We start from the raw sequence: 25,357 nt of genomic DNA on the forward strand, positions 1-25,357 counted from the left end.
TACGGGGGAGGGGCCGACCCGTCCCACCCCCCGATCGGACGGGCCGGCCCGCTGACGCGTGGAGGAACCCCCGACTCCACGCGAGGTCAAAGGTGACTTGACCAATATGTGGAGTATGCCGGTTGTTGCGGCCGGTGGGGCGGGATTCCGCCGACCAACCGGGCCGTCCCCCGATCGGGGGACCAGGCGCGTCGGACGAACTTGTCGGACCCCGGGGCTACAGTTGCCGCTGGCGTGCGACGTGTCGACCGGGCCCCGGCGCCCCTGGAGCCCCGGCGATCCGCGCACCACCCGCTCAAGTAGAACCGCTCAGCACACCCTCGGTCGTGCTGCCGTGCACCGCACGGCACAGCCGGCCGGACCTGACACGCATACCTCTTCACAGGAGCAGGCGGACCGTGGCCGACCGATTGATCATCCGTGGCGCGCGCGAGCACAACCTTCGCGACGTCAGTCTCGACCTGCCCCGTGACGCGCTGATCGTGTTCACCGGCCTGTCCGGCTCGGGAAAGTCCAGCCTCGCCTTCGACACCATCTTCGCCGAAGGGCAGCGGCGGTACGTGGAGTCGCTGTCGTCGTACGCCCGGCAGTTCCTCGGTCAGATGGACAAACCGGACGTCGACTTCATCGAAGGGTTGTCGCCGGCGGTCTCGATCGACCAGAAGTCGACCTCCCGCAACCCCCGGTCGACCGTCGGCACGATCACCGAGGTCTACGACTACCTGCGGTTGCTCTTCGCCCGGGTCGGCGAGCCGCACTGCCCGGTCTGTGGCGAGCGGATCTCCCGGCAGACCCCGCAGCAGATCGTCGACCGGGTCCTGGCCATGCCCGAGGGCACCCGGTTCATGGTGCTCGCGCCGGTGGTGCGCGGCCGCAAGGGCGAGTACGTCGACCTCTTCGCCGACCTGCAGGCCAAGGGGTACGCCCGGGCCCGGGTCGACGGTGTGGTGCACCCGCTGACCGAGCCGCCGAAGTTGAAGAAGCAGGAGAAGCACACCATCGAGGTGGTCGTCGACCGGCTGACCGTCAAGCCGGGTGCCCGCCGCCGGCTGACCGACTCGGTGGAGTCGGCGCTGGGCCTGGCCGGCGGGATCGTGCTGCTCGACTTCGTCGACCTCGCCGAGGGCGACCCGGGCCGGGAACGCCGCTACTCGGAGCACCTGGCCTGCCCCAACGACCACCCGTTGGCGATCGAGGACCTGGAGCCACGGGTCTTCTCCTTCAACGCCCCGTACGGTGCCTGCCCGGAGTGCGTCGGGCTGGGCACCAAGAAGGAGGTCGACGCCGAGCTGGTCGTCCCGGACGAGGAGCGCACCCTGCGCGACGGCGCGATCGCGCCGTGGGCCGGCGGGCAGACCCAGGAGTACTTCGCCCGGTTGCTCGCCGCCCTCGGCGAGGCCGAGCACTTCGACCTGGACACCCCGTGGCGCAAGCTGCCCAGCAGGGTGCAGAAGACCATCCTGTACGGCTCCGAGGACCAGGTGCACGTGCGCTACCGCAACAAGTACGGACGGGAGCGCTCCTACTACACCGGCTTCGAGGGCGTGGTGCAGTGGATCGAGCGCCGGCACACCGACACCGAGTCGGAGTGGTCCCGGGACAAGTACGAGGGCTACATGCGCGACGTGCCCTGCGGTTCCTGCGGCGGGGCCCGGCTCAAGCCCGAGGTGCTGGCCGTCACCGTCGCCGGGCGCAACATCGCCGAGGTGACCGCGCTGTCGGTCGGTGACTGCGCCGACCTGCTGGCCGGGCTGACCCTGACCGACCGGCAGAAGCTGATCGCCGAGCGGGTCCTCAAGGAGATCAACGCCCGGCTGCGGTTCCTGGTCGACGTCGGCCTGGACTACCTGTCGCTGGACCGGGCCGCCGGCACCCTCTCCGGCGGCGAGGCGCAGCGGATCCGGCTCGCCACTCAGATCGGCTCCGGCCTGGTCGGAGTGCTGTACGTGCTCGACGAGCCGTCGATCGGCCTGCACCAGCGGGACAACCACCGGCTGATCGAGACCCTGGTCCGGCTGCGGGGCCTGGGCAACACGCTGATCGTCGTCGAGCACGACGAGGACACCATCCGCACCGCCGACTGGATCGTCGACATCGGGCCCGGCGCCGGTGAGCACGGCGGTCGGATCGTGCACAGCGGCCCGGTCGACGAGCTGCTGACCAGCGACGAGTCGCTGACCGGGGCGTACCTGTCCGGTCGTAGGGCCATCCCGGTGCCGGCCAGCCGGCGGCCGGTCACCGCCGGACGGGAGCTGGTGGTGCACGGCGCGCGGGAGCACAACCTGCGCAACCTGACCGTGCCGTTCCCGCTCGGCCAGCTCATCGCGGTGACCGGGGTCAGCGGCTCGGGCAAGTCGACCCTGGTCAACGACATCCTCTACACCGTGCTGGCCAACCAGATCAACAACGCCCGGCTGGTGCCGGGCCGGCACACCCGGATCAGCGGGCTCGAGCACGTGGACAAGGTCGTCGGGGTCGACCAGTCGCCGATCGGGCGCACCCCCCGGTCGAACCCGGCGACGTACACCGGGGTGTTCGACCACATCCGCCGACTGTTCGCCGAGACCACCGAGGCGAAGGTGCGCGGCTACGGGCCGGGGCGGTTCTCGTTCAACGTCAAGGGTGGCCGGTGCGAGTCCTGCTCCGGCGACGGCACCATCAAGATCGAGATGAACTTCCTGCCGGACGTCTACGTGCCGTGCGAGGTCTGCAAGGGCGACCGGTACAACCGGGAGACCCTCGAGGTGCACTACAAGGGCCGCACCATCGCCGAGATCCTGCAGATGCCGATCGAGGAGGCCGCAGAGTTCTTCGAGGCCATCCCGGCGATCCACCGACACCTGAAGACCCTGGTCGACGTCGGGCTGGGCTACGTGCGACTCGGCCAGCCGGCGCCGACGCTGTCCGGCGGTGAGGCCCAGCGGGTCAAGCTCGCCTCCGAGCTGCAGAAGCGGTCGACCGGGCGGACGGTCTACGTCCTCGACGAGCCGACCACCGGGCTGCACTTCGAGGACATCCGCAAGCTGCTGACGGTGCTGGCCGGCCTGGTCGACAAGGGCAACACCGTGGTCGTCATCGAGCACAACCTCGATGTGATCAAGACCGCGGACTGGCTGATCGACATGGGGCCGGAGGGCGGGCACCGGGGCGGCACCGTGGTGGCCACCGGCCGGCCGGAGGAAGTCGCCGAGGTGGCGGAGAGTCACACCGGGGCGTTCCTGCGCCCGGTCCTCGGGCTCACCGGTGCCGCCGGCGGGTCGGCCGTCGCCGCCGCCCGCGCCGCCAAGGCCAACGGTGCGACCGGTCGCGCGGCCGGCACGTCGACCAGGGCGAAGCGTGGCGCCGGGGCGCGGCGTGCGGTCGAAGCGGGTGTACAGCATTGACACAGCGTCCGTACAGCGGTGTCGACGTCTTTTCCTGAATCATGGCCCTACCGTCATATCGGGATGAACCGTTCGTGACGCGTCACCGTGTCTACTGGCGTGGCCGCGGACGACCAGCCGTGGCAACCAATGAGGAGGGCTATCCGCATGACTGAGCACCAGACGACGACCGCCGCCGCCCCGACCAGCCGTCGCGCGCTGCTGATCGGCGCCGGTGGGGTCGGCGCGACCGTCGCACTGGCCGCATGTGGCACCGGCGACGACGACACCCTGGGTAACGGCGCCACCAACGCTCCGGCCGGCGGCGACTCCACCAGCGGCACGGAGACCGGCGGTACGGAGACCGGCGGCACGGACACCGGTTCCGGCGGCGCGGGCCTGAGCACCAGCGAGGTCCCGGTCGGTGGCGGCGTGATCCTGGCCGATCAGGGCGCCGTGGTGACCCAGCCCGCCGAGGGCGAGTTCAAGGCGTTCAGCAACATCTGCACCCACCAGGGCTGCCCGGTGGCCAACCTCGACGGCGGCACCATCAACTGCACCTGCCACTTCAGCAGCTTCTCCATCGAGGACGGATCCGTCGTCTCCGGCCCGGCCCCCTCTCCGCTGGAGGAGAAGACGGTCACCGTCGACGGCGACAGCCTCACCGTGGCCTGACGCACCCGCCCGCGCGGCGACCACCGGGGCAGGCCCGGGTGGTCGCCGCGACCAACCCAGACGGCCCACGGTCGCCCGGTGCGTGCGGCACCGGGCGGTCGTGGGCGCTCCGTACTGTCACAGGTCTGGACTACCCTTCACGGCGATGCCAGATCCGTCCAGCTACCGTCCCGCCCCGGGCACGATCCCGGACGCCCCCGGGGTCTACCGGTTCCGCGACCCGACCGGCCGGGTGATCTACGTCGGCAAGGCCAAGAGCCTGCGCAGCCGGCTCAACTCCTACTTCGGCGACCTGTGGCAGCTGCATCAGCGCACTCAGCAGATGGTCACCACCGCGGCGTCGGTCGACTGGGTCACCGTCGGCAGCGAGGTCGAGGCACTCCAACTGGAGTACCTCTGGATCAAGGAGTACGACCCCCGGTTCAACGTCCGCTACCGCGACGACAAGTCCTACCCCTACCTGGCGGTGACGCTCGACGAGGAGTTCCCCCGGCTGCAGGTGATGCGCGGCGCCAAGCGCAAAGGGGTGCGCTACTTCGGCCCGTACTCGCACGCCTGGGCGATCCGCGAGACCCTCGACCTGCTGCTGCGGGTCTTTCCCGCCCGGACCTGCTCGGCCGGGGTCTTCAAACAGGCCGGCCACGTCGGGCGGCCCTGCCTGCTGGGTGACATCGGCAAGTGCGCGGCCCCGTGCGTCGGGCGGATCGACGCCGCCGGGCACCGGGCGATCGTCGAGGATTTCTGCGACTTCATGGCGGGCCGGACCGACACGATGGTGCGCCGGCTGGAACGCGAGATGCGTGACGCCTCCGACGCCCTGGAGTTCGAGCGGGCCGCCCGGCTGCGCGACGACGTCGCCGCGCTGCGCAAGGCCATGGAGAAACAGACCGTGGTGCTCGGTGACGGCACCGACGCCGACGTGGTGGCCTTCGCCGAGGATCCGCTCGAAGCCGCCGTTCAGGTGTTCCACGTCCGGGGCGGCCGGGTGCGCGGTCAGCGTGGCTGGGTGGTGGAGAAGGTCGAGGAGCTGACCACCGCCGACCTGGTGCACCACTTCTGCACCCAGGTGTACGGCCCGGAGCAGGGTGAGACCGACGTACCCCGGGAGCTGCTGGTGCCCGAGCTGCCGGCGGACGCCCCGGCGCTCGCCGACTGGTTGACCGCGCGCCGGGGCAGCCGGGTCACCCTGCGGGTGCCGCAACGCGGCGACAAGCGGGCGCTGATGGAGACCGTCGCCCGTAACGCGGGGGAGTCGCTGACCCGGCACAAGCTGCGTCGGGCCAGCGACCTGACCACCCGGGGCCAGGCGTTGGAGGAGATCGCCGAGGCGCTCGGGCTGGCCGCCGCGCCGCTGCGCATCGAGTGTTTCGACGTGTCGCAGATCCAGGGCACCGACGTCGTCGCCAGCCTGGTGGTCTTCGAGGACGGCCTGCCGCGCAAGGCGGAGTACCGCCGGTTCGCGGTCCGGGGCGCGACCGACGACCTGTCGGCGATGAGCGAGGTGCTGCGGCGCCGGTTCGCCCGCCACCGCGCCCCAACGGAACAGGCGGCCGCCGGGCAGGAACAGGCGGACGGTACGCCGGACCCGGCGGAGACCGCGCTGGAGGCGACCGCCCCGGCGGTGGATCCGCAGACCGGCCGGCCGCGCCGGTTCGCGTACCCCCCGCAGTTGATCGTGGTCGACGGCGGCGCCCCACAGGTGCAGGCCGCCGCGACGGTCCTGGCCGACCTCGGCATCGACGACGTGGCGCTGTGCGGGCTGGCCAAACGCCTCGAGGAGGTGTGGCTGCCCGGCGACGACTACCCGGTGATCCTGCCCCGTACCTCCGAAGGGCTCTACCTGCTGCAACGCATCCGCGACGAGGCGCACCGGTTCGCGATCAGCTACCACCGGCAGCGGCGGTCCAAGCGGATGGTCGCCTCCGGCCTGGACCAGGTCCCCGGGCTCGGCGAGGTGCGCCGCAAGGCGCTGCTGCGCCACTTCGGGTCGGTACGGCGACTCGCGGCCGCGACCGTCGAGGAGATCACCGAAGTCCCCGGGATCGGCCGGCGGACCGCGGAGACGATCATCGCTGCGCTCGCCGGGTCGCCGGATAGCGGCGCGGATCGCCCGTAGAATCCCTATCCGTGGTGTCGACCGCCGCGCAGCTGGCGCGCGGCGCACCCGCAGGCAGGAGGACCGTGAGGCAGAACAGCCTGAGCCCGGGCGACGACCTGGCCGGCAGCGCCGTGCACGACGGCGAGCCGGCCGCACCGGGCGCCGAGCAGAACGAGGCCCGGCTGGTGGTGGTGACCGGGGTGTCCGGCGGCGGCCGGTCCACCGTCGCCCGTGCGCTGGAGAACGTCGGCTACTACGTGGTGGACAACCTGCCACAGGCTCTGCTGCTGGACATGGCCGAGCTGGCGATGCGCGCCGGTGGCGCGGCCCGGCGGACCGCCATGGTGCTCGACGTGCGCAGCCGGGCGTTCTCCACCGACCTCGCCGGGGCGATCCGGGCCCTGAAGGAGCGCGGCTACCAGCCCCGGGTGGTCTTCGTCGACGCAGCCGCCGACGTGCTGATCCGCCGGTTCGAAAGCGTCCGGCGGTCCCATCCGTTGCAGGGCGACGGGCGGCTGGCCGACGGGATCGCCGCCGAGCGGGAGCTGCTCGCCGAGGCACGCGACCAGGCCGACGTGATCATCGACACCTCGCACCTCAACGAGAACCAGCTGCGCCGGCGGGTCGAGGAGCTGTTCGCCGGCGAGGACGCCCGCCGGCTGCGGGTCACCGTGCTGTCCTTCGGGTTCAAGTACGGCCTGCCGCCGGACGCCGACTTCGTCATCGACGCGCGGTTCCTGCCCAACCCGTACTGGGTGCCGGAGCTGCGCGAGTACACCGGCCGGGAGGCCTCGGTCAGCGGGTACGTGCTCAGCCAGGCCGGTGCCGACGACTTCGTCCGCAACTACGCCGAGCTGATCAACGCCACCACCGCCGGGTTCGAACGCGAGGGCAAGCGGTACCTGACCGTCGCCGTCGGCTGCACCGGCGGCAAGCACCGCAGCGTGGCGATCGCCGAGGAACTCGCCGTACGGCTGCGTCAGGCCCGGCTGTCGGTCAACGCGCAACACCGCGACCTGGGGCGCGAGTGACCGCACTGCGGGTGGTGGCCTTCGGCGGCGGGCACGGGCTGGCCGCCTCGCTGCGTGGCCTGCGGCACGCCGCCGCCGGCCTGGACCTGGCCGTGACCGCTGTGGTGACCGTCGGTGACGACGGCGGATCCAGTGGCCGGCTCCGGGCCGACCGGGGGGCCCTGCCCCCCGGCGACCTGCGGCAGGCGCTGGCCGCCCTGGCGGGGCCGGACCCCGCCGAACAGTTGACCGCCGAGCTGTTCCAGCACCGGTTCGTGCCGGTGCCGGGCGAGTTCGTGCCGGTGCCGGGCGAGGCGCCGGGTGAGCGCGTCGATCCGCTCACCGGGCACGCCGTCGGCAACCTGGTGCTCTGCGGCCTGATGGAGCTGCTCGGCGACCCGGTTGCGGCCCTCGACCACGTCGGCCGGCTGCTCGGTGCCACCGGGCGGGTGCTGCCGATGTCCTGCGACCCGGTGGCGATCGAGGCCGACGTGCGCGGCGGTGATCCCCGCCGACCCACCGAGGTGGTCACCGTCCGGGGCCAGCACGCGGTGGCGGTGACCCGGGGCCGGGTGGAATCGGTGCGGCTGCTGCCCAAGACGCCGACCGCCTGCCGGCCGGCGATCGCGGCGGTCGAGGCCGCCGACTGGCTGATCTTCGGTCCGGGCAGCTGGTACACCAGCGTCATTCCGCACCTGCTGGTGCCGGATCTGGCGGCGGCGATCGTGGCCAGCCCGGCCCGTCGCCTGGTCACCCTGAACCTGGCCGCCGAGAAGGAGACCCTCGGGTTGTCGGTCGCCGACCACCTGGCGGCGCTCAGCTGGTACCTGCCACAGCTGCGGGTCGACACCGTCCTCGCCGACGGCGTGGCGGTGGGCGATCCCGACCCGGTGGCCCGTGCGGCAGAATCGCTGGGTGCGCGTTTGACGCTCGCCCCGCTGGCGGTCGCCGACGGCAGCCCCCGGCACGATCCGGTCGCGTTGGGTGCCGCCCTGGTGCCTGTCCTGGGCTCCGCTCGTTAAGCACGTACGTATCGGTACCCGCCGTCAACCCGGCCCCCGTGAGGTGAATGACTATGGCGATGACCGCTGCCGTCAAGGACGAGCTCAGCCGGGTCGACGTACCCAAGCCGTGTTGCCGCCGCGCCGAGATGGCGGCGCTGCTGCGGTTCTCCGGCGGGCTGCACATCGTCGCCGGCCGGGTCGTCGTCGAAGCCGAGCTGGACACCAACTCCGTCGCCCGCCGGCTGCGGCGCGAGGTGGCCGACGTGTACGGCTACCCGAGTGAGATCCACGTCCTGAGCCCCAGTGGGCTGCGCAAGGGCAACCACTACATCATCCGGGTGGTCAAGGACGGTGAGGCGTTGGCCCGCCAGACCGGGCTGCTCGACGTGCGGGGCCGCCCGGTCCGTGGCCTGCCGCCGCACCTGGTCTCGGCCAACGTCTGCTGTGCGGTGTCGGCCTGGCGGGGGGCGTTCATGTCGCACGGCTCGCTGACCGAGCCGGGCCGCTCCAGCGCCTTGGAGATCACCTGCCCGGGTCCGGAGTCGGCGTTGGCGCTGGTCGGCGCGGCCCGCCGGCTCGGCATCACCGCCAAGGCCCGCGAGGTGCGCGGGGTCGACCGGGTCGTGGTCAAGGACGGTGACGCGATCGCCGCGCTGCTCACCCGGGTCGGCGCGCACGCCAGCGTGCTGGCCTGGGAGGAGCGGCGGGTACGCCGGGAGGTGCGGGCCACCGCGAACCGGCTGGCCAACTTCGACGACGCCAACCTGCGCCGCTCGGCGCGGGCGGCGGTCGCCGCCGCCGCCCGGGTCACCCGGGCGTTGGAGATCCTCGCCGACGACGCGCCCCGGCACCTGACCTCGGCCGGGCGGCTGCGTCTGGAGCACCGCCAGGCGTCGCTGGAGGAGCTGGGGGCGCTGGCCGATCCGCCGCTGACCAAGGACGCGATCGCCGGGCGGATCCGGCGGCTGCTCGCCCTGGCCGACAAGCGGGCCCGCGACCTGGGCATTCCGGACACCGAGGATGCGGTGACGGCGGAGATGCTCGTCGGGTGAACACCTGTTGTGAAACCGGGTGACGGGACGCCCCGGCGCAACGCGGCACGGGCTTCTCGGATAGGGTCGCAGTGTACGGCGACGGGGCCGGCACCCGGCTCTCCCGCCGCGACCACCGCCTCGGGTGTCCCGCCCGAGCCGCGTACGGCTGCGGCGTGACCGGCCGGATCATCTGATCGGCGCCCGGCCCGCCACGCGGTCGGCGCACACCAATCCGTCCGGCTCCTGCCCGGGCGGGCGAGAAGCAAGGAGATGGGACCTGTGACCATCCGGGTTGGCATCAACGGCTTCGGCCGTATCGGCCGTAACTTCACGCGGGCGGTCCTCGCCTCCGGCGCGGACATCCAGATCGTCGCCTTCAACGACCTGGGCGACACCGCGACCACCGCGCACCTGCTCAAGTACGACAGCATCCTGGGCCGGCTGCCGTACGAGGTGAAGGCCAGCGGTGACGAGATCACCGTCGGCGGCCACACCATCAAGGCGCTCGCCGAGCGGGACCCGGCCAAGCTGCCCTGGGGCGACCTCGGCGCCGACGTGGTGATCGAGTCCACCGGCTTCTTCACCGACGCCACCAAGGCCAAGGCGCACGTCGACGGCGGCGCCAAGAAGGTCATCATCTCGGCTCCGGCCAAGAACGAGGACTTCACCGTCGTGCTCGGCGTCAACGACGACCAGTACGACCCGGCCAAGCACACGATCATCTCGAACGCCTCCTGCACCACCAACTGCCTCGCCCCGATGGCCAAGGTGCTGCAGGACACGTTCGGCATCGAGCGTGGTCTGATGACCACGATCCACGCGTACACCCAGGACCAGAACCTGCAGGACGGCCCGCACTCCGACCTGCGTCGGGCCCGCGCCGCCGCGCTGAACATCGTGCCGACCTCGACCGGTGCGGCCAAGGCGATCGGCCTGGTGCTGCCGGAGCTCAAGGGCAAGCTGGACGGCTACGCGCTGCGGGTGCCGATCCCGACCGGCTCGGCCACCGACCTGACCGTCACCGTCGGCCGGGAGACCACCGTCGAAGAGGTCAACGCCGCGGTCAAGGCCGCCGCGCAGGGCCCCCTCGCCGGCATCCTCACCTACACCGAGGACCCGATCGTGTCGGCCGACATCGTCACCGACCCGGCGTCGTGCATCTTCGACTCCGGCCTGACCAAGGTGATCGGCGACCAGGTCAAGGTCGTCGGCTGGTACGACAACGAGTGGGGCTACTCCAACCGGCTGGTGGACCTGGTCAAGCTGGTGGGCGCGTCCCTGTGAGCCAGGTAGCCACTCTCGACGATCTTCTCGCCGAGGGTGTGTCGGGTCGGCGCGTGCTGCTGCGCGCCGACCTGAACGTCCCCTTCGAGAAGGACAACCCGGGGGTCATCGCCGACGACGGCCGGATCCGGGCGGTGCTGCCCACCCTGACCGCGCTGCGCGACGCCGGCGCGGCTGTGGTGGTCTGTTCCCACCTGGGCCGGCCCAAGGGCGCCCCGGACCCGAAGTACACCCTGGCGCCGGTCGCCGCCCGCCTCGGCGAGCTGCTCGGAACGCCGGTCGCGTTCGCCACCGACACCGTCGGCGACTCGGCGCAGGCCACCGTCGCCGGTTTGACCGGCGGCCAGGTCGCGCTGCTGGAGAACCTGCGGTTCAACCCGGGGGAGACCAGCAAGGACGCCGACGAGCGGGGTGCCTTCGCCGACCAGTTGGCGGCGTTCGCCGACGCGTACGTCGACGACGCGTTCGGCGCCGTGCACCGCAAGCACGCCAGCGTGTACGACGTACCGGCGCGGCTGCCGCACGTCGCCGGCCTGCTGGTGCACCGTGAGGTCGAGGTGCTCGGCAAGCTGACCGGCGCGCCGGAGCGGCCGTACGTGGTGGTGCTCGGCGGCTCGAAGGTCTCCGACAAGCTCGCCGTGATCGAGGCGCTGCTGCCGACCGTCGACAAGCTGCTGGTCGGCGGTGGCATGTGCTTCACCTTCCTCAAGGCCCAGGGCCACGAGGTCGGTAGGTCGCTGCTGGAGACCGAGATGGTCGACACCTGCCGTGACCTGCTGGAGCGGGCCGCCGGCAAGATCGTGCTGCCGGTCGACGTGGTGGCCGCCACCGCGTTCGCCGCCGCCGCCGACCACGACGTGGTCGACGCCGCCGCGATCCCGGCCGACCGGCTCGGCCTGGACATCGGCCCGCGCAGCGTCGCCGCCTTCGCCGAAGCCCTGGCCGGGGCGCACACGGTCTTCTGGAACGGCCCGATGGGCGTGTTCGAGCTGGCACCGTTCGCCGCCGGTACCCGGGGTGTCGCCGAGGCGATCACCAAGGTCGACGGCTTCACCGTCGTCGGCGGCGGCGACTCGGCGGCCGCGGTGCGCACCCTCGGCCTCGACGAGTCCGCCTTCGGGCACATCTCGACCGGCGGGGGCGCCTCGCTGGAGTACCTGGAGGGCAAGACCCTTCCCGGCATCGCCGCCCTGGAGAAGTGAGAGCAGTGCCTGAGACCGTTGCCCGCCGGCCGCTGATGGCCGGCAACTGGAAGATGAACCTCAACCACCTGGAAGCCATCGCGCTGGTCCAGAAGCTGGCGTTCAGCCTGAACGAGCAGCAGCTGACCGACGTCGAGGTGGCGGTGCTGCCGCCGTTCACCGCGCTGCGCAGCGTGCAGACGCTGATCGACGGCGACAAGCTGGTGATCGGCTACGGCGCCCAGGACCTGTCGCCGTACGCCGGTGGTGCCTACACCGGTGACATCTCCGGGGCGATGCTGGCGAAGCTGGGCTGCCAGTACGTCACCGTCGGCCACTCGGAGCGGCGGGCCTACCACAACGAGGACGACGCGGTGGTCAAGGCCAAGGTGGCCGCCGCGCTGGCCAACGGGATCACCCCGATCCTGTGCGTCGGCGAAGGACTGGACGTGCGGGAGGCCGGCGGCCACGTCGCGCACTGCCGCGACCAGGTCGACGCCGCGCTGGCCGGGTTGACCGCCGAGCAGGTGGTCAAGGTCGTCATCGCGTACGAGCCGGTCTGGGCCATCGGCACCGGCAAGACCGCCACCCCGGCGGACGCCCAGGAGGTCTGCGGCGCGATCCGGGCCCGGCTGGCCGAGTCGTACGACCAGGCCACCGCCGACCAGACCCGGATCCTGTACGGCGGCTCGGTCAAGGCGGCGAACATCGCCGCGATCATGGCCGAGGTCGACGTCGACGGCGCACTGATCGGCGGAGCCAGCCTGGACGCCGAGGAGTTCGCCCAGATCGTCCGGTTTCCGGAGCACGTGAAGCGTTGACCGGTCGGCTCCGGGGCATGTCGGCCCCGGAGCCGGTCGGCACCCGGGTACGCGGCCCGCTATCCTTGGTGAGCCCGTGCTCCGCCGCCGCACGGGCTCGCCTGGTTCGTCCCCCGGGACCACGGCGACCGTCATGAGAGGACTGACCGCTACCATGCCGATCGAGTTCGCCTACGTATTGATCGTGTTGCTGGTGATCACGAGCGTGATGCTCACCATGCTGATCCTGCTGCACAAGGGCAAGGGCGGCGGCATGTCGAGCATGTTCGGCGGTGGCGTGAGTACCAGCCTCGCCGGGTCGTCGGTGGCCGAGAAGAACCTCGACCGGTACACCGTACTGGCCGGCATCGTGTGGTTCGCCTGCATCGTCGGCCTGGGCCTGTGGCTCAAGGTCGCGATGGCCACGGGTGTGTGATTCGTCGCTGCCCGTCGTAAGATTTCGCGCGGCCCGTTGATACGGGTCGCGCTTTCTTTGTCGCATCCGCTCCACCCCCCTTCCGACGACAGGAGCGACCTCATGGCGAGTGCCCACACGATCCGGGGCAGCCGGATCGGTGCCAGCCCGGCCCGGCCGACCGAGCGGGCCCAGCCCGCACCCCGGCGGCAGACGACCTACTGGTGCGCCAACGACCACGCGGTGCAGATCAGCCTTGCGGTGGACGCGGCCACCCCGGAGACCTGGGAGTGCCCGCGCTGCGGCCTGCCCGCCGGGCAGGACCAGCAGAACCCGCCGGCCCGGCCGCGAACCGAGCCGTACAAGTCGCACCTGGCGTACGTCAAGGAGCGCCGCAGCGAGGCCGACGGTGAGGCCATCCTCGCCGAGGCACTCGCGGCGGTCCGCGCCCGCCGGGGCGAACGCTGATCACGGTACGCTCCTGCTGAGTTTTCCTGCCTCGGCGCGGACCAGGGGACACCACGTTGATCAACCAGACCTTGACGTACGCCAAGCATCACACGCCCGATTCGGTGCGGGTGGCCGCGCGGTGGGCCATGCTGGAGACGCAGAACGCGAAAAGTCGTCTCACGGTCCCGGTGGCCGCCCGCTGCGAATACGACAACGTGTACCACTGCACGGTGCGCAAGACTGCCAGCCAGTGGGTGAAGTCGCTACTCAGCGACCCAGTGGTCTACCGCTATTCGGGGTTGTTGCCGTTCGACCAGCGAATCAGCCGACGGCGCTACCCGAACGCCGTTCCCACCGGCCGGATCGTTTCCTCGCTGTTCATCTCCCGCTACGGGTTCGACGACCTGCCCAAGCCCGAGAAGTACCGGGCGTTCTTCATCCTGCGGGACCCGCGTGACGTCGTCGTGTCGAGCTACTTCTCGCTGCGCAGCTCCCACACCCCGATGGGCGACGTCCTGCTGCACCGCAAGGTCCTGCAGGAGCTGCCCGCCAAGGAAGGCCTGCTGTACGTCATCGACCACCTGACGAAGGTGAACCTCTTCTCCGCCATGCATTCGTGGGTGGTCGCGCCGAGCGCGGAGACCGTTGCGCTGTTCCGCTACGAGGACCTCGTCGGCGAGCGGCAGGCGGACGAGTTCGATCAGCTGCTGCGGCACTGCGGCATCACCATCCCCCCGGCCGAGCTGACCGCGCTGCTCGACCGGCACGGCTTCTCCCGGATGCGGAAGAAGCGCCGCGAGGCCGGCCCGACCGCCCACTACCGCAAGGGCAAAGCGGGGGACTGGCTCAACCACTTCGACGACGACATCCACGACGCCTTCGTAGCGGCCACCGGCGACCTCGTCGCACGCTGTGGCTACCCGAGCCGGGAGGAGTCGCTCCGCGCGCTCGACGCGTCGCAGTGACAGCCGCAGGTTGACAGCCGCTGCTGGCCGTCGCCGGGTCGACGGCGGTCAGTCGGCGGCCGGCACCAGTACGGTCGTGCCGGACCAGCTGATGGGCGCGTTGCGGATGTGGTGCCACGGTTCGCCGTTGCTGTCGAGGCCGGTCAGCTCGGCGAGGTAGTGGCCGAAGCCGTACCCGCCGGCCCGCAGGGTGGCGACCGCCCACGGGTGGAGCTGGTCGGCGACGCGGTCGGGGTGGCGCTCGTCGTACGGCACCTCGATGACGCCGAGCAGGTCGTAACGTTCGTCGGCGCCACCGGGGTCGACCACCCGGCACAGCGAGAATCCGTACCGTTCGCGCTGCTCACCGTCCACCCACGCCAGTTGTCCGGCCACTGTGTCCTCCATGATCATTGTTCGGATGCTGCGGTGAACGAAGCATCGCGCTAAAACTTGCTTATATCAACCCCTTGTGTTGTTCATGATCGCCTGGTGTGATGTCGTGGTCACCATCCAATCGCGAGGGAGGCCACCGATGGCACGTGCACCGAGGACCCGCAAGGCACCCGCCAACCCCGCCATGTCGCCCACCGTGCAGGCCATGGAGCTCGGCATCCGGCTACGCGAGCGCCGCGAGGAGCTGGGCATGACCGCCGTCGGCGTCGGCCGCAGCAGCGGCATCACCCAGGCGTACGTCTCCGGAGTGGAGATCGGCAAGGTCAAACTCCCGGCTGACCGGCTCGCCCAGCTCGTCAAGATCTACGAGATCGACGACCAGGAGGCGACCGAGCTGGAAGCGCTGCGGGTCGGCGCGATGGCCCGCGCCTGGTGGCACACGTACAAGCAGCTCTTCCCGGCCGAGTTCCTGCGCTTCCTCGGCTACGAGGCCGGTGCCGACCACGTCCGCACCTACCAGAACGAGATCGTCCACGGCCTGTTGCAGACCGAGGCGTACGCCCGCGCGATCCTGCGCGGTGGCAACACCTACGTCCGGCTCACCGAGACCGAGCAGCGTGTCGAGGTGCGGATGGCCCGGCAACGCCGGCTCACTGAGGACCCACCGCTGCGCGTCACCGCGATCTTCGGCGAGAGCACCATCCGCCAGCAGGTCGGCGGCCCCGAAGTGATGCGTGCCCAGCTCGACCACCTGGCCGACCTGATGACCCGGCACCCGGAGCAGATCCGGGTGCACATCGTCCCGTTCTCGGCCGGTGCCTACCCGGCGCTCGGCGGGCCGTTCCAGATCCTGTCGTTCCCGTCGGCCCGGGTGCCGGACCTGGTCTGGCAGGAGGTGCTGACCTCCAGCGACATCATCGACCAGTCGAGCCGGGTCGCCGACTACACAATCACCTTCGGTGAGACGCTGGAACGGGCGCTAAACTCCGAGGAGTCCCTCGCCCTGATCCGCCAGGTCGCCCAGGAGATGGAATGACCGAGCACGCCCCGGCAGACGGCTGGTTCAAGTCCTCCCGCAGCTCCGACAACGCCGCCTGCGTCGAGGTCCGCCTCGGTGCCGACACCATCGGCGTACGCGACTCCAAGGACGTCAGCGGCCCGGCGCTCGCCTTCGACCCGGCCGCCTGGACCGGCTTCCTCACCACCCTCAAGACCGCCGCGCCGGGCTCGTAGCGTCTGCGGCTATCGCCAGAACATCAACCGCCGCCTGCGCCACGGAGTCGCGGTGTAGGCGGCCAGCCCGGCACCCAACAGCGCGGCGCTGAGCACGAGGCTGGGCACATCGTCGTACGGCCGGGCGCTGAACTCCCACCACCGGTACTGATCGTTGCCGCCGAACCCCCAGTACCACAGGACGACGGCGACGACCGAGGGCAGCGTCCAGGCCAGCCGCCAGCCGAGGACCGCTCCGGCGAGCAGCGCCAGGCCGAACCAGGCGATCCACCCCCGCGCCATGACCGCAACGACGGCCGGCGGCGTGGTCAGTGCGGAGATGCCCAGGAAAATCACTGCGGATCCGGTGCCCAACCCGGCGAGGTAGAACCGCTGCATGGACCGTAGCCGTCGGGTGGCTGCCAGCTCCAGGCCCGCGAGGGGACTAGCCAGCCCGATGACCGGCAGGACAGCGGCACCCATGACGAGCAGCCGCCACATTGGGACGAACGCCGTGTCGTGTTCGGCCGCCTGAGGTAGCGGTGCCTCGACCATGCCGAACCAGGTCACGAGCGCACCCAGCAGGACCATGCCGGCGAGGACGGTACGTGCCGGCCGAACCGAAAGAAACAGCCTGACCGGTACGGCGACTGTGGGTACCTCAACGTCCCGGCTGGCAGTAGTGCCCATGAATGTACTTCACCTCTTCGTCCGCCCATCGAAACTGATCGGACAGGGAGTCGCCGTTGGCGATCTCGCGTCCATCCGACCAGGCTTCCTGCCTGTCCGCAGGTGCGTTGGTCTGGTAGTCCGGGCTGCTCTCCCCGGCCAGATACGCCTCCAGCCAGGCTCCAAGCGCCTCGAATTGCCTCCGGTCGGGCGGGCTCAGATCGTTCCAGTCGCAGGAATCAAACTTGAAAGTCGAGGAAACTATCGCCGTACCGATGTCGCCTGAGAAGGACCACGAACTTCCCTCGAAAATGTAGAAAATCGGCGGTGCTCCATTGTAGCTGAGGTGCCACTGCCCGTCGGGCAAGCGAATCCAGGCTTTCTGTATACCGGCCTGATTGATGCGTGGCGGGCGGACGAAGCTTTCCGGCAGCAGATCGATCCGCGCGCTTACCTCCCGCAGCTGGGGAAGGTACTTCTCGTGCTCCGGCCAGATGCACAAGGTGGTCGTGCCTTCGACGCACGCCACGTCTTCTCCTGGTTGCTTCCGGTCGGTCACCGCATCTGTGGCGACCAGGGCCACGACGAGCGGTAACACCGCAGGGACCAGCAGCAGGGTCCTCCGCCGTCGCAGCGCATGGGAAGCCGGTAGGCAGAGCAGCATCAGCAGCAGGACGATGACCGACGCCAGCCGTAGGGTGAGTGCTCCCGGGTCGACCGTCATCTCCGGCCGGCCGGAGATGACGACGAATCCGAACCGGTCGAGAAACGCGGTCAGAAACAGGAATCCCAGTGCCGCCGTCAGCGCGGCGAACATCGAGCCGAGCAACTTCCCGCACGCCCAGCCCAGTGCGGTCGAGGCCAGAATCACGAAGATTCCCAGGAGGGCGTAGCCCAACCAAAGATGCACGCCGGGTGGAAACGTCCGAGCCGTGATCATGAAGGCGACGGCCTGACCGACCAGGTACGGAACCAACAGGACGACGACAGTAGCGCCCAGCCGGTTCGCCTCCAGCCGGGCCGGATGAAAGCGCGAGGCCGTCAGCTGCTCCACGATCCGGTGTCGCTTCGGCGCGCTCGCTGCCCACGCCGCCGCACCGGCACCGACCACACCGAGCAGGTACGCGGGAGCCAGCGCTGCCGCGCCGGTCTCCGGCCAGACGCCGATCCAGTGGCGGTTGCGGAGGAACAGCACCGCCAGTTCGATGGCGACGAACACTGGCAACGCCCACCGGACCGGAGAGTTCCGGACGTGCAACCACAGCCCGCTCACAGGCTTCGCTCTCCTTCGGGCAGTAGATGCATGTAGGCCCGCTCCAGCGGGGAGTGCCCCGGGAGCCCGTCGTGGCCCAGCGCCGACAACTCGGCCACCGAACCGTCGAACTGTGCCGATCCACCGTGCATCACGATCACCCGGTCGCAGACCGCCGCGACATCGTCGATGAGGTGGGTGCTGAGCACCACCACCGTGTCCCGTAACTCTGCGATGATCTTGCGGAACTGGAGTCGTTGGCGTGGGTCCAGGCCGACGGTGGGCTCGTCGAGCAGCACCACCCGCGGACGTCCGACGATCGCCCAGGCGATGCCGGCGCGCTGGCGCATGCCGCCGGAGAGACTGCGCATCCTCGAGCGGCGTCGGTCAGCCAGGTCGACCATCTTCAACGTCTCGTCGACCGCTTGCCGCCACTGGCCCGCCGGCACCCCACGCATCCAGGCCGCGTAGGTCACAAAGTCGACGACCTTCATCAGCGGGTCGAACCCGAAGTCCTGCGGTAGATAGCCGATGCGGTCCCTGATCTTGCGGGCCGACCGCTCGTCGTCGATCTCGACGTCGTCGATGTGGATTCGGCCGTTGCGTGGTGGCATGACGGTTGCCAGCGTCCGCAGCAAGGTTGTCTTCCCCGCGCCGTTGGGGCCCAACAGCGCGGTGATCCCGGGCTGCAGTGTGACGCTGAGGTTGTCGATGATGGTCGACTTCCCATAGTAGGGCAGCCGTACTTCGTGACTTGATCATGTGAGTCTGGATCGGTAGTGGTACCAGCGGGCGCGGGCTTGATGGCGGCGGCGCCACCAGGACCAGCGGAGATGGTGTTCGAGGCTGTGCCAGGCTCTGGTCGCGAGGTTGTACAGCCGTTTGATCTCGACCACGGTCAGCCGGGCGAGTCCGAGGTCGGCCGGTGGTGGTTCGCTGGGGTGGGTGGGTCGGGGTGGTGGCGTGGTCCCGGCCGCGGCGTCGGCGGCGGTGACCGCGCAGACGGCGAGCGCGGCCATGACCAGCACTATGTGCCGCATGATCGGGGTGTGGAGGCGGTTCTGGAACTGGTCGAACCCGAAGTGGTCCTTGCCGAAGCCGTGGTCCTCCTCGATCGTCCACCGCCGGCCGGTCACCCTCACCAACGCGGTCAGGGTCGCCGGAAGGCGCTCCGGTATCCAGCAGTAGAAGTAGGCCAGGTCGTCGGGGTCAGCCAGGCTCCGGCGTACGAGCAGGTAGTGGCGGGGGCTGGCGGTGGCGATCCACGCCCACGCGTACCAGCGGTCGCCTTTGGAACCCGCCCCGCAGGACATGGTCTGCCAGGCGGTGTCGGTGGTCAGGGTGGTGGCAGCGGTGTCGGCGCGGATCTTCGTCTTCCAGCCGGGCAGGGTGATCCGGAACGAGCACGGCACGCCGAGGCTGTAGCCGATTCCCCGGGTCTCGCAGGTGTCGCGTAGTCGCCGGTCCCGGCCGTAGACGGCGTCGGCGGTGCACCACCGCACGGGTACGCCGGCGTCGAGTGTCTCGGTGAGCAGGTCGGTGGCGAGTCGGGGTTTGGTCGCGAACTCGGTGTCGGCGGGGACGCCGGTGGCGGCGCGGCGGGCGTCGTCGTCGAGGTGGGCGGCGGGGATCCACAGGCGGGAGCCGACCAGGGCGTGGCCGGCGCGGGTGGCGTAGGTGGCGTTGACCAGGTTGACGGCGTTGGTGACCTTTCCCGCGCAGCCCACGTACTGGCGGGTCACGCCGCACGTGCCGGTGCCGGTCTTCTCCACGCCGCTCTCGTCGAAGATCAGCGTGTTGTCGCCGTCCGGGTCGGCCAGGCGTGCCACGGCGAAGTCACGGACCACGCCCATCGCCTTGTCGGTGTCCCAGACCGCGCGTTCGAGGAGTCGTTGCATCCGGTCGGGGGTGGTGTCCCCGGCGTGTTCGGCGAGGGTCCAGCAGTTCTTGCGTGGCAGGTCGGCGATCAGGCCACGGACGTACTTGCCGGCCTGCCGTAGTGGTTCGACCCGGGCGAAACACGCGCCGAGGTCTCCCATCAGCGTGGCGAGGTTCTCCTCGACCCGACCGGCCTCTACCATGGCCGCTGCGGCCACCTCGTGATCCTTCGTTGTCCACACAACACCGGACGATCATGCGGTGGCCGTCTCCGTCGCCGCACACCCTGTCCGTCCACACCCCACCGCACCGGTCAGGTCACGAAGTACGGCTGCCCTAATAGCCCTGGGTCAGCGCATCGAGCACGATCGTCACCTGGCGACTCGCAATCACAGGTCCGAGGATTGGCAGAGCAAATACTGGCTCCCTGGATTCGCGCCGAACCAGGCCGGGCTGTCGGACCGGCCACAGTAGGCACGTTGACCCTGGCAGGATAGACCCGTCGGGAGACAATCGTCTCGGTCAGGAGGCGACATGGCTGAATGTGACTTCGCGCGAGCTCGGTTCATGACTTCGGACAGCACAGGCGATGCCGGCGGATCGGCCTTCGTGGTCCCGGCGGAGCTGGCCGCATCCCACGGCACCTACTTCGGCGACGCCGGGCGGGCCTGGATCGCGGCGTTGCCGCACCTGGCGGCAGCCACCATGGACGGGTGGGGGCTGCGCCCTGACGGGCCGGCGAGCTGCGGTGCGATCGCCCTCGTGCTGCCCGTCGTACAGGCCGACGGGTCCCCGGCCATGCTGAAGCTGCAGCCGATCGACGAGGAGACCGTCGGCGAGCCGGTGGCGCTGCGGACGTGGGACGGCGACGGCGCTGTCCGACTCCTACGGCACGACGCACGCTCCGGCACGATGCTGCTGGAACGCCTCGATGCCGGCCGTACCCTCGCCGCCGTACCCGATGATCTGACCGCGCTGCGGATCCTCAGCCAGCTGCTCGCCCGGCTGACCTCGGTGGCCGCACCGCCCGACGTACGGCGCCTCGCCGATGTCGCCGCCGGGATGCTCGACCGGGTGCCGCAGGCGCTGGTACGGCTACCCGCAGCCGACTATCCGCTGATCCGGCGGTGCGCGGCGGCCGTCGAGGAGTTGCTGCCGGAGGCCGGGGACCGGCTGCTGCACTGGGATCTGCACTACGACAACGTCCTCGCGTCCCGGACCGACTCGTCCGGGTTCGGCTCGGCCGCGTCCGACAGTCGGGAGCCGTGGCTGGCGATCGACCCGAAACCACTCGCCGGCGACCCCTGCTTCGAGCTGCTTCCCGCCCTGCACAACCGCTGGGACGAAGTGGCCGCCACCGGCGACGTGCCGCGTGCGGTTCGGTTGCGCTTCGACCTGATGACCGAGGTGCTGGGCGTCGACCGGGAGCGGGCCATCGGTTGGACGCTCGGCCGCGTACTGCAGAACCTGCTCTGGGAGTCCGAGGCCGGCGGCCCGGTGTGGCACAGTGCGCCGGACCGGGCTATCACGCACGCCCTGCTGCGCGACGGTTGACCGGAGTGTTTCGCCGCCGGTGACCGGCTGATCAGTCGATCGTGGCGATGAGGCGTCGTAGCGCGGCGTGAGCCGGTGGACCCCAGGTCGGCTTGCCGCCGGGGCGACCGTGGACCCCGGCGTCGCCGATGAGGATGCCGCCGAGGGCGCGGGCCATCGCCCAGCCACGGGCGCGGTGCATGGTGGCGGCGTCCGGCGTCGGCTGGTACGCCGAGTAAAAGTGGTCGATCATGTCGTCCGGGAGCAGGATCCAGCCGGCAGCGAGGTCGTACGCCGGGTCGCCCACGCAGAGATCGCCGAAGTCGATGACGCCGCAGATGGTGCCGTCAGCGGTCAGAACGTTCGCCGGGTGCAGGTCCGCGTGCAGCCACAGCGCCGGGCCTGACCATCCGGGTGCGTCGACCGCGTCCCGCCAGACAGCCTGGACGGCGTCTGGGTCGTCGATCAGCCCGCGCTCGGTGACCTCGGCGAGTCCGTGGGTGAACTGGTCGGTGTGGTAGGCCAACGGCCCGCCCCGGCCGCTGCCGCTGCCCATGGTCGCGCTGTCGGGAGCGGGCCGATGCAGCGCGGTCAGGAACGTCGCCAGGGATTCAGCAGCCGTGTGGGCTCGGGTGACCGGGGCCCGGTCGGCGGGGGTACCCGGGATCCAGGTGGTGACGAGCCAAGGCCGAGGGAACCGCTCGGACGGCTCGCCGAGCCGCTGCGGTACGGGGACCGGCAACGGCAGATGCGGTGCCAACGCGGGCAGCCAGGCGTACTCCTTGTACATCGACATGTCGGCGGTGACGGTCGCCCAGGGCAACCGGACAGCGAGATCCTCACCGAGGCGCCACATCTGGTTGTCCCAGCCGCGCGCGGCCAGCCGGACCGGCCGATCGGCGAGGTCGGGACACTGGTCGCGGAGCAGTCCCTGGACCAGCTCTGCGGTGACCTCGACCTCGACGTGGTCCACGGCGAGCAACAGTAGCCGTAGCTTGACGCTAGAGCCCAGGAATCGGCGCAGGCCTGGAGGGAGAATTCGTGGAGGTGACGACCTACTTGGTGGTCTGCCGGCGGGTCGGCGACTGGTGGGCGATCAGTGTGCCTGAACTCAACGGCGTACATACGCAGGCCCGGCGACTCGACCAGGTCGCTGCGGCGGCTCGAGAAGCGATCGCGTTGCTGCTTGACGTCAATCAAGCCGTGGTGGACGTCGATGTGTTTCCAGATCCTCCAGGTGTCTGCAACGGAGCTGGTCAGCCGGCCTGAGGCTGGGCCCGCCGGGCGGGCTCGATAGGGTACTCCACCGATGGTCGATGCTGCCGAGTAGTGCGTCTTGGTCGTCGGCCAGATGAGAACGAAGCGGCAGCGGGACGAATCGGCAGGCAACCCGTAGCTCGCTGTCCAACCCGGAACCCGTCACAGTGTGCTGCCAGGTATCGGGTGCCTCGGATGGAGCCCGCAGGTGGAAGTATGTGGTGCGGCGGGGCTGACCGGTCCCGGGGTGTGGCTTGTCTTCCGCCCCGATCCCGCAGACCACGGTGACGTCGGTCAGGCCGGTCTCCTCGGCGACTTCGCGTAGTACCGCGTCGTGCAACTCCTCGTCGGGTTGCACGCCACCAGCCGGCACCTGAGTGCCAGCGTCGGGGTGGTCGATCTGGTCGAAGACGAGGAGTTGCGCACCGCTGCCGGTGGTACGGATGACGTATCCGGCGACGCGGGTTCGTGGCCTCATCGGTACATCGTGCACGGCCCCCAGAGGCATGACCGGTTTGCCGAGACGATTGCCCTCCATGCTGGTCGTGGATGCATCCTCACCGTCGTTGTACGGTTCCACCGTGCGTGCGCCGGTGAACGTGACGATCTGGGATGGTCCGGCCGGACCGGCACCCGCGATCCTGATCCACGGCACACTCAGCTGGGCGGTGTCGGCGTTCGAGCGGCAACGGCCGTTGGCCCGGCGTCGGCGGGTGCTGCTGCCGGACCGACGGGGTTACGGCCGCAGTCCGGACCTCGACGACGGTCAGGTAACCAGTGACTACGCCGTTGACGCGCGGGACGTGGTCGCTCTGATGACCGGCGGCGTCCATCTGGTCGGGCATTCCTACGGCGGGACGGTTGCGATGATCGCCGCAGCGGCGCGGCCCAACCTGGTCCGGTCGTTGACGCTCATCGAGCCGTGCGCCCATCAGGTCGCCTCGGACGATCCGGTGGTCGCCGCAGCGGTCCAGGACGCGCGTGAATTCATGTCTGGTGCCCGCCGGTGGACCGCACAGCAGTATCTCGACTTGGTTTACCCGGCCGGGCAGCCGCGCCCGGAGCCGGCGGATCGGCTGCAGCGGGCAGCCCGGACCGCACTGAACGAGCGTCCTTGCTGGCTCGCGGACCTGGCGACCCAGCCGCTCGCGGATGCTGCTTTCGCGAAACTAGTGATCGTCGGCGACTGGGGTACGGTCCCTGGCGGCTACCGGCCCGGCATGGCGCAGGTGATGGAGAGGGTTGCGGCGACGGTCGCTGACCGGATCGGTGCTCGTCTGGTGCGAGTGCCCGGTGCCGCGCACGAGCCCCACCGCGAGCAGCCCGACGCGGTCAACAAGGTGCTCGAACAGCTGTGGTCAGCCGAGTGAGGTGGTAGCCCGCTGCTCCTGCCGGTGGCCGATCGGATGCGCGTGGCCGAACGCGCCGTCGGCGTGTCGGGTCGATGGCGCGTAGTGGATCAAGGCTGGGCCTTCGCCCCGCCGAAGGCACCGCCCCGGACGGGTGCGCCGGTGGCGGGCCGGCGCACCCGGACCGAGGCGGGGGAGGGCCCGGTCAGAACGGGCTGAGCACCACTCCGGCGGAGCGGGGGTCGCCGTCGTGGACGAGGGACTCGAACGCACCGACGTCGTCGAACGCGAACGCGTACGCCTTTCCGTCGCGCATGTTGGCGTGGATGATCCGGGCGTACTGGTTGGTCGGGTTGCTGCGGTAGAACTCGGCGGCGTTGGTGCTGGGTTGGGTGTGGATGGTGCCGAGGGTGCCACGGTTCAGCGCGGCGCACAGCGTACGGGAGATCGGCCCGACCACCTGGTCGTTGGGGGCGGGCAGGTCACCGTCGCAGCCCCACACGCTCGCCGACGAGGGCCGGTTGAACGAGGCGACGACCTGGCCGGCGCTGTTGGTGAAGGTCATCACCCGGCCCGAGGTCCGGCCGAAGTAGCGGACGTCGGGGCGGTCGCCGAACGGTACGACGGTCAGTGTCCGGCTGGTGTACGTGTTCCACGCCGAGGTGATGTAGGAGTCCAGGTAGGTGGGGCTGAACAGGCCGGCGCCGGCCGCCTTGCCCGGAGCGAGCACCCGCAGCACGGTGCCGTCGCCCCGGGTCTGCACCGTGTTGGCCCAGCCGGACTGGGCGCGGACCCCGTTGATGATCGCGTTTCGGCCGCCCGTGACGACGTCGCCGGTGCGCTTGGTGACGCCGTTGGCACCGGTCACGGTGACCGCGTGCGGTACGGCGAACATGTCCACCTGGGAGCTGTTGAGCCACAGGCCGGCGTCGTTGTAGGTGAATTCGCTCCAGTCGAACAGGATGTCGCGGTTGGGGTCGCCGCCGGCCCAGGGGGCGGGCTGGACCAGGCCGGTCGGGGTGAGGAAGAACTTCAGTTTCTCCCCGAAGGAGAAGTAGACCCGGCCGGAGAAGCCACGCGGGAAGCGGATCGTCGCGCTGGTGCCGTTGGCCGGTCCGGCGATCGAGGCGTCGGGTGCGGGTGACGGTGGGATCTGTCCGCCGGACCAGGGGATGAACGTGCCAGCCTGGTTGACGTAGCCGAGGCGGCCGGAGGAGAGCTGTACGCCGATCACGTACAGGTGGACGGACCCGGCCCGGCCGGTGCTGTTGGTGACGGTGACCGGCAGCAGTGCCGGGCCGACGGCCTGGGCGGGGGTGGCGGCGACGAGGCCGGTCGGGACGGCGGTGAGCAGGGCGGCTGCGACGGCCAGCAGCTTTCTTCGGACAACCACGAGGGACTCCTCTGGTCGGAGGTCGGACGTGAGAGAGCGCTCTCCGAGAAGAGTCTTACTGTTAACACTGTTTGTCAATAGATGTACGGCGATGTGGCGACCTATGGGTGTCGACGCCGCCATTCGGCCGGGGAGAGTTCACCGAACCCTGCTAGTTTCGG

The 25,357-nt window shown here is 70.3% G+C and carries 25 protein-coding genes; 17 read left to right on the forward strand and 8 right to left on the reverse strand.

The genetic code is table 11. The features are described from left to right. The first annotated feature begins 398 nt into the window (after positions 1–398). The 12 genes from uvrA (at position 399) to O7608_RS17520 (ending at position 14,278) form a co-directional block, all read left to right on the forward strand. Complete coding sequence (gene uvrA, locus O7608_RS17465) at positions 399–3,383, forward strand: excinuclease ABC subunit UvrA (protein WP_289205598.1); 2,985 nt, start codon at positions 399–401, stop codon at positions 3,381–3,383. 147 nt (positions 3,384–3,530) lie between these two features. After that, entirely contained in the window at positions 3,531–4,037 is a 507-nt protein-coding gene (locus O7608_RS17470; RefSeq protein ID WP_289205599.1) for a Rieske (2Fe-2S) protein, read from the forward strand. A gap of 145 nt (positions 4,038–4,182) precedes the next feature. Further along, positions 4,183–6,153, forward strand: a complete 1,971-nt coding sequence (gene uvrC, locus O7608_RS17475) for an excinuclease ABC subunit UvrC (protein WP_289205600.1) — start codon at positions 4,183–4,185, stop codon at positions 6,151–6,153. A 113-nt stretch (positions 6,154–6,266) separates the two neighbouring features. Then, the gene (gene rapZ / locus O7608_RS17480) at positions 6,267–7,166 is read left to right on the forward strand and encodes an RNase adapter RapZ (protein ID WP_289210930.1); all 900 of its coding nucleotides are present in this window, start codon (positions 6,267–6,269) and stop codon (positions 7,164–7,166) included. Beyond that, positions 7,163–8,167, forward strand: a complete 1,005-nt coding sequence (locus O7608_RS17485) for a gluconeogenesis factor YvcK family protein (protein WP_289205601.1) — start codon at positions 7,163–7,165, stop codon at positions 8,165–8,167. The genes rapZ and O7608_RS17485 overlap by 4 nt, the downstream gene beginning before the upstream one ends. 53 nt (positions 8,168–8,220) lie before the next feature. After that, positions 8,221–9,201 carry a DNA-binding protein WhiA gene (gene whiA, locus O7608_RS17490; RefSeq protein WP_289205602.1) on the forward strand — a complete coding sequence of 327 codons (981 nt, stop codon included), beginning with the start codon at positions 8,221–8,223 and terminating at the stop codon, positions 9,199–9,201. 261 nt (positions 9,202–9,462) lie between these two features. Then, the gene (gap, locus tag O7608_RS17495) at positions 9,463–10,467 is read left to right on the forward strand and encodes a type I glyceraldehyde-3-phosphate dehydrogenase (protein WP_289205603.1); all 1,005 of its coding nucleotides are present in this window, start codon (positions 9,463–9,465) and stop codon (positions 10,465–10,467) included. Continuing rightward, complete coding sequence (locus O7608_RS17500) at positions 10,464–11,669, forward strand: phosphoglycerate kinase (protein WP_289205604.1); 1,206 nt, start codon at positions 10,464–10,466, stop codon at positions 11,667–11,669. Before gap ends, O7608_RS17500 begins: the two co-directional genes overlap by 4 nt. Positions 11,670–11,704: 35 nt before the next feature. Further along, positions 11,705–12,469, forward strand: coding sequence for a triose-phosphate isomerase (gene tpiA, locus O7608_RS17505; RefSeq protein WP_289210931.1), 765 nt, complete (start codon positions 11,705–11,707; stop codon positions 12,467–12,469). Between the two features lie 154 nt (positions 12,470–12,623). Further along, entirely contained in the window at positions 12,624–12,884 is a 261-nt protein-coding gene (gene secG, locus O7608_RS17510; protein ID WP_289210932.1) for a preprotein translocase subunit SecG, read from the forward strand. Between the two features lie 102 nt (positions 12,885–12,986). Beyond that, positions 12,987–13,331 (forward strand): RNA polymerase-binding protein RbpA, encoded by a 345-nt coding sequence (locus O7608_RS17515; RefSeq protein ID WP_289205605.1) that lies wholly within the window; start codon positions 12,987–12,989, stop codon positions 13,329–13,331. A 56-nt stretch (positions 13,332–13,387) separates the two neighbouring features. Then, entirely contained in the window at positions 13,388–14,278 is an 891-nt protein-coding gene (locus tag O7608_RS17520) for a sulfotransferase domain-containing protein (protein WP_289205606.1), read from the forward strand. Between the two features lie 48 nt (positions 14,279–14,326). Here O7608_RS17520 and O7608_RS17525 read toward each other — a convergent pair whose 3' ends face one another. Then, the gene (locus O7608_RS17525; RefSeq protein ID WP_289205607.1) at positions 14,327–14,671 is read right to left on the reverse strand and encodes a hypothetical protein; all 345 of its coding nucleotides are present in this window, start codon (positions 14,669–14,671) and stop codon (positions 14,327–14,329) included. Between the two features lie 121 nt (positions 14,672–14,792). On the opposite strand from O7608_RS17525, the gene O7608_RS17530 reads away from it, so the two are divergent. Both O7608_RS17530 and O7608_RS17535 read left to right on the forward strand, forming a co-directional pair. Further along, the gene (locus O7608_RS17530) at positions 14,793–15,689 is read left to right on the forward strand and encodes a helix-turn-helix domain-containing protein (protein ID WP_289205608.1); all 897 of its coding nucleotides are present in this window, start codon (positions 14,793–14,795) and stop codon (positions 15,687–15,689) included. Further along, positions 15,686–15,886, forward strand: coding sequence for a DUF397 domain-containing protein (locus O7608_RS17535; protein WP_289205609.1), 201 nt, complete (start codon positions 15,686–15,688; stop codon positions 15,884–15,886). The genes O7608_RS17530 and O7608_RS17535 overlap by 4 nt, the downstream gene beginning before the upstream one ends. Before the next feature lie 9 nt (positions 15,887–15,895). Here O7608_RS17535 and O7608_RS17540 read toward each other — a convergent pair whose 3' ends face one another. The 4 genes from O7608_RS17540 to O7608_RS17555 form a co-directional block, all read right to left on the reverse strand. Beyond that, entirely contained in the window at positions 15,896–16,456 is a 561-nt protein-coding gene (locus tag O7608_RS17540; RefSeq protein ID WP_289205610.1) for a hypothetical protein, read from the reverse strand. Positions 16,457–16,526: 70 nt separating this feature from the next. Then, a complete protein-coding gene (locus O7608_RS17545) occupies positions 16,527–17,807 on the reverse strand; it encodes a hypothetical protein (protein WP_289205611.1) in 1,281 nt (426 codons plus the stop codon). Further along, positions 17,804–18,526 (reverse strand): ATP-binding cassette domain-containing protein, encoded by a 723-nt coding sequence (locus tag O7608_RS17550; protein WP_289210933.1) that lies wholly within the window; start codon positions 18,524–18,526, stop codon positions 17,804–17,806. The genes O7608_RS17545 and O7608_RS17550 overlap by 4 nt, the downstream gene beginning before the upstream one ends. A gap of 18 nt (positions 18,527–18,544) precedes the next feature. Continuing rightward, the gene (locus O7608_RS17555; protein ID WP_289205612.1) at positions 18,545–19,882 is read right to left on the reverse strand and encodes an IS701 family transposase; all 1,338 of its coding nucleotides are present in this window, start codon (positions 19,880–19,882) and stop codon (positions 18,545–18,547) included. 391 nt (positions 19,883–20,273) lie between these two features. Here O7608_RS17555 and O7608_RS17560 point away from each other — a divergent pair, with 391 nt between their 5' ends. Further along, positions 20,274–21,218 (forward strand): aminoglycoside phosphotransferase family protein, encoded by a 945-nt coding sequence (locus O7608_RS17560; RefSeq protein WP_289205613.1) that lies wholly within the window; start codon positions 20,274–20,276, stop codon positions 21,216–21,218. A 31-nt stretch (positions 21,219–21,249) separates the two neighbouring features. Here O7608_RS17560 and O7608_RS17565 read toward each other — a convergent pair whose 3' ends face one another. Beyond that, positions 21,250–22,170 (reverse strand): aminoglycoside phosphotransferase family protein, encoded by a 921-nt coding sequence (locus O7608_RS17565; RefSeq protein WP_289205614.1) that lies wholly within the window; start codon positions 22,168–22,170, stop codon positions 21,250–21,252. Between the two features lie 68 nt (positions 22,171–22,238). Here O7608_RS17565 and O7608_RS17570 point away from each other — a divergent pair, with 68 nt between their 5' ends. Next, positions 22,239–22,466, forward strand: a complete 228-nt coding sequence (locus O7608_RS17570) for a hypothetical protein (RefSeq protein ID WP_289211148.1) — start codon at positions 22,239–22,241, stop codon at positions 22,464–22,466. Here the strand turns inward: O7608_RS17570 and O7608_RS17575 are convergent. After that, entirely contained in the window at positions 22,390–22,992 is a 603-nt protein-coding gene (locus O7608_RS17575) for an NUDIX hydrolase (RefSeq protein WP_353850575.1), read from the reverse strand. The genes O7608_RS17570 and O7608_RS17575 overlap by 77 nt on opposite strands. Positions 22,993–23,035: 43 nt before the next feature. On the opposite strand from O7608_RS17575, the gene O7608_RS17580 reads away from it, so the two are divergent. Further along, positions 23,036–23,824 carry an alpha/beta fold hydrolase gene (locus O7608_RS17580; RefSeq protein ID WP_289205615.1) on the forward strand — a complete coding sequence of 263 codons (789 nt, stop codon included), beginning with the start codon at positions 23,036–23,038 and terminating at the stop codon, positions 23,822–23,824. Positions 23,825–24,008: 184 nt separating this feature from the next. On the opposite strand, the gene O7608_RS17585 is transcribed toward O7608_RS17580, so the two are convergent. Next, positions 24,009–25,196 (reverse strand): beta-1,3-glucanase family protein, encoded by a 1,188-nt coding sequence (locus tag O7608_RS17585; protein WP_289205616.1) that lies wholly within the window; start codon positions 25,194–25,196, stop codon positions 24,009–24,011. Between the last annotated feature and the right edge of the window lie 161 nt (positions 25,197–25,357).

Source organism: Solwaraspora sp. WMMA2056 (genome assembly GCF_030345095.1).
Taxonomy (GTDB): Bacteria; Actinomycetota; Actinomycetes; order Mycobacteriales; family Micromonosporaceae; genus Micromonospora_E.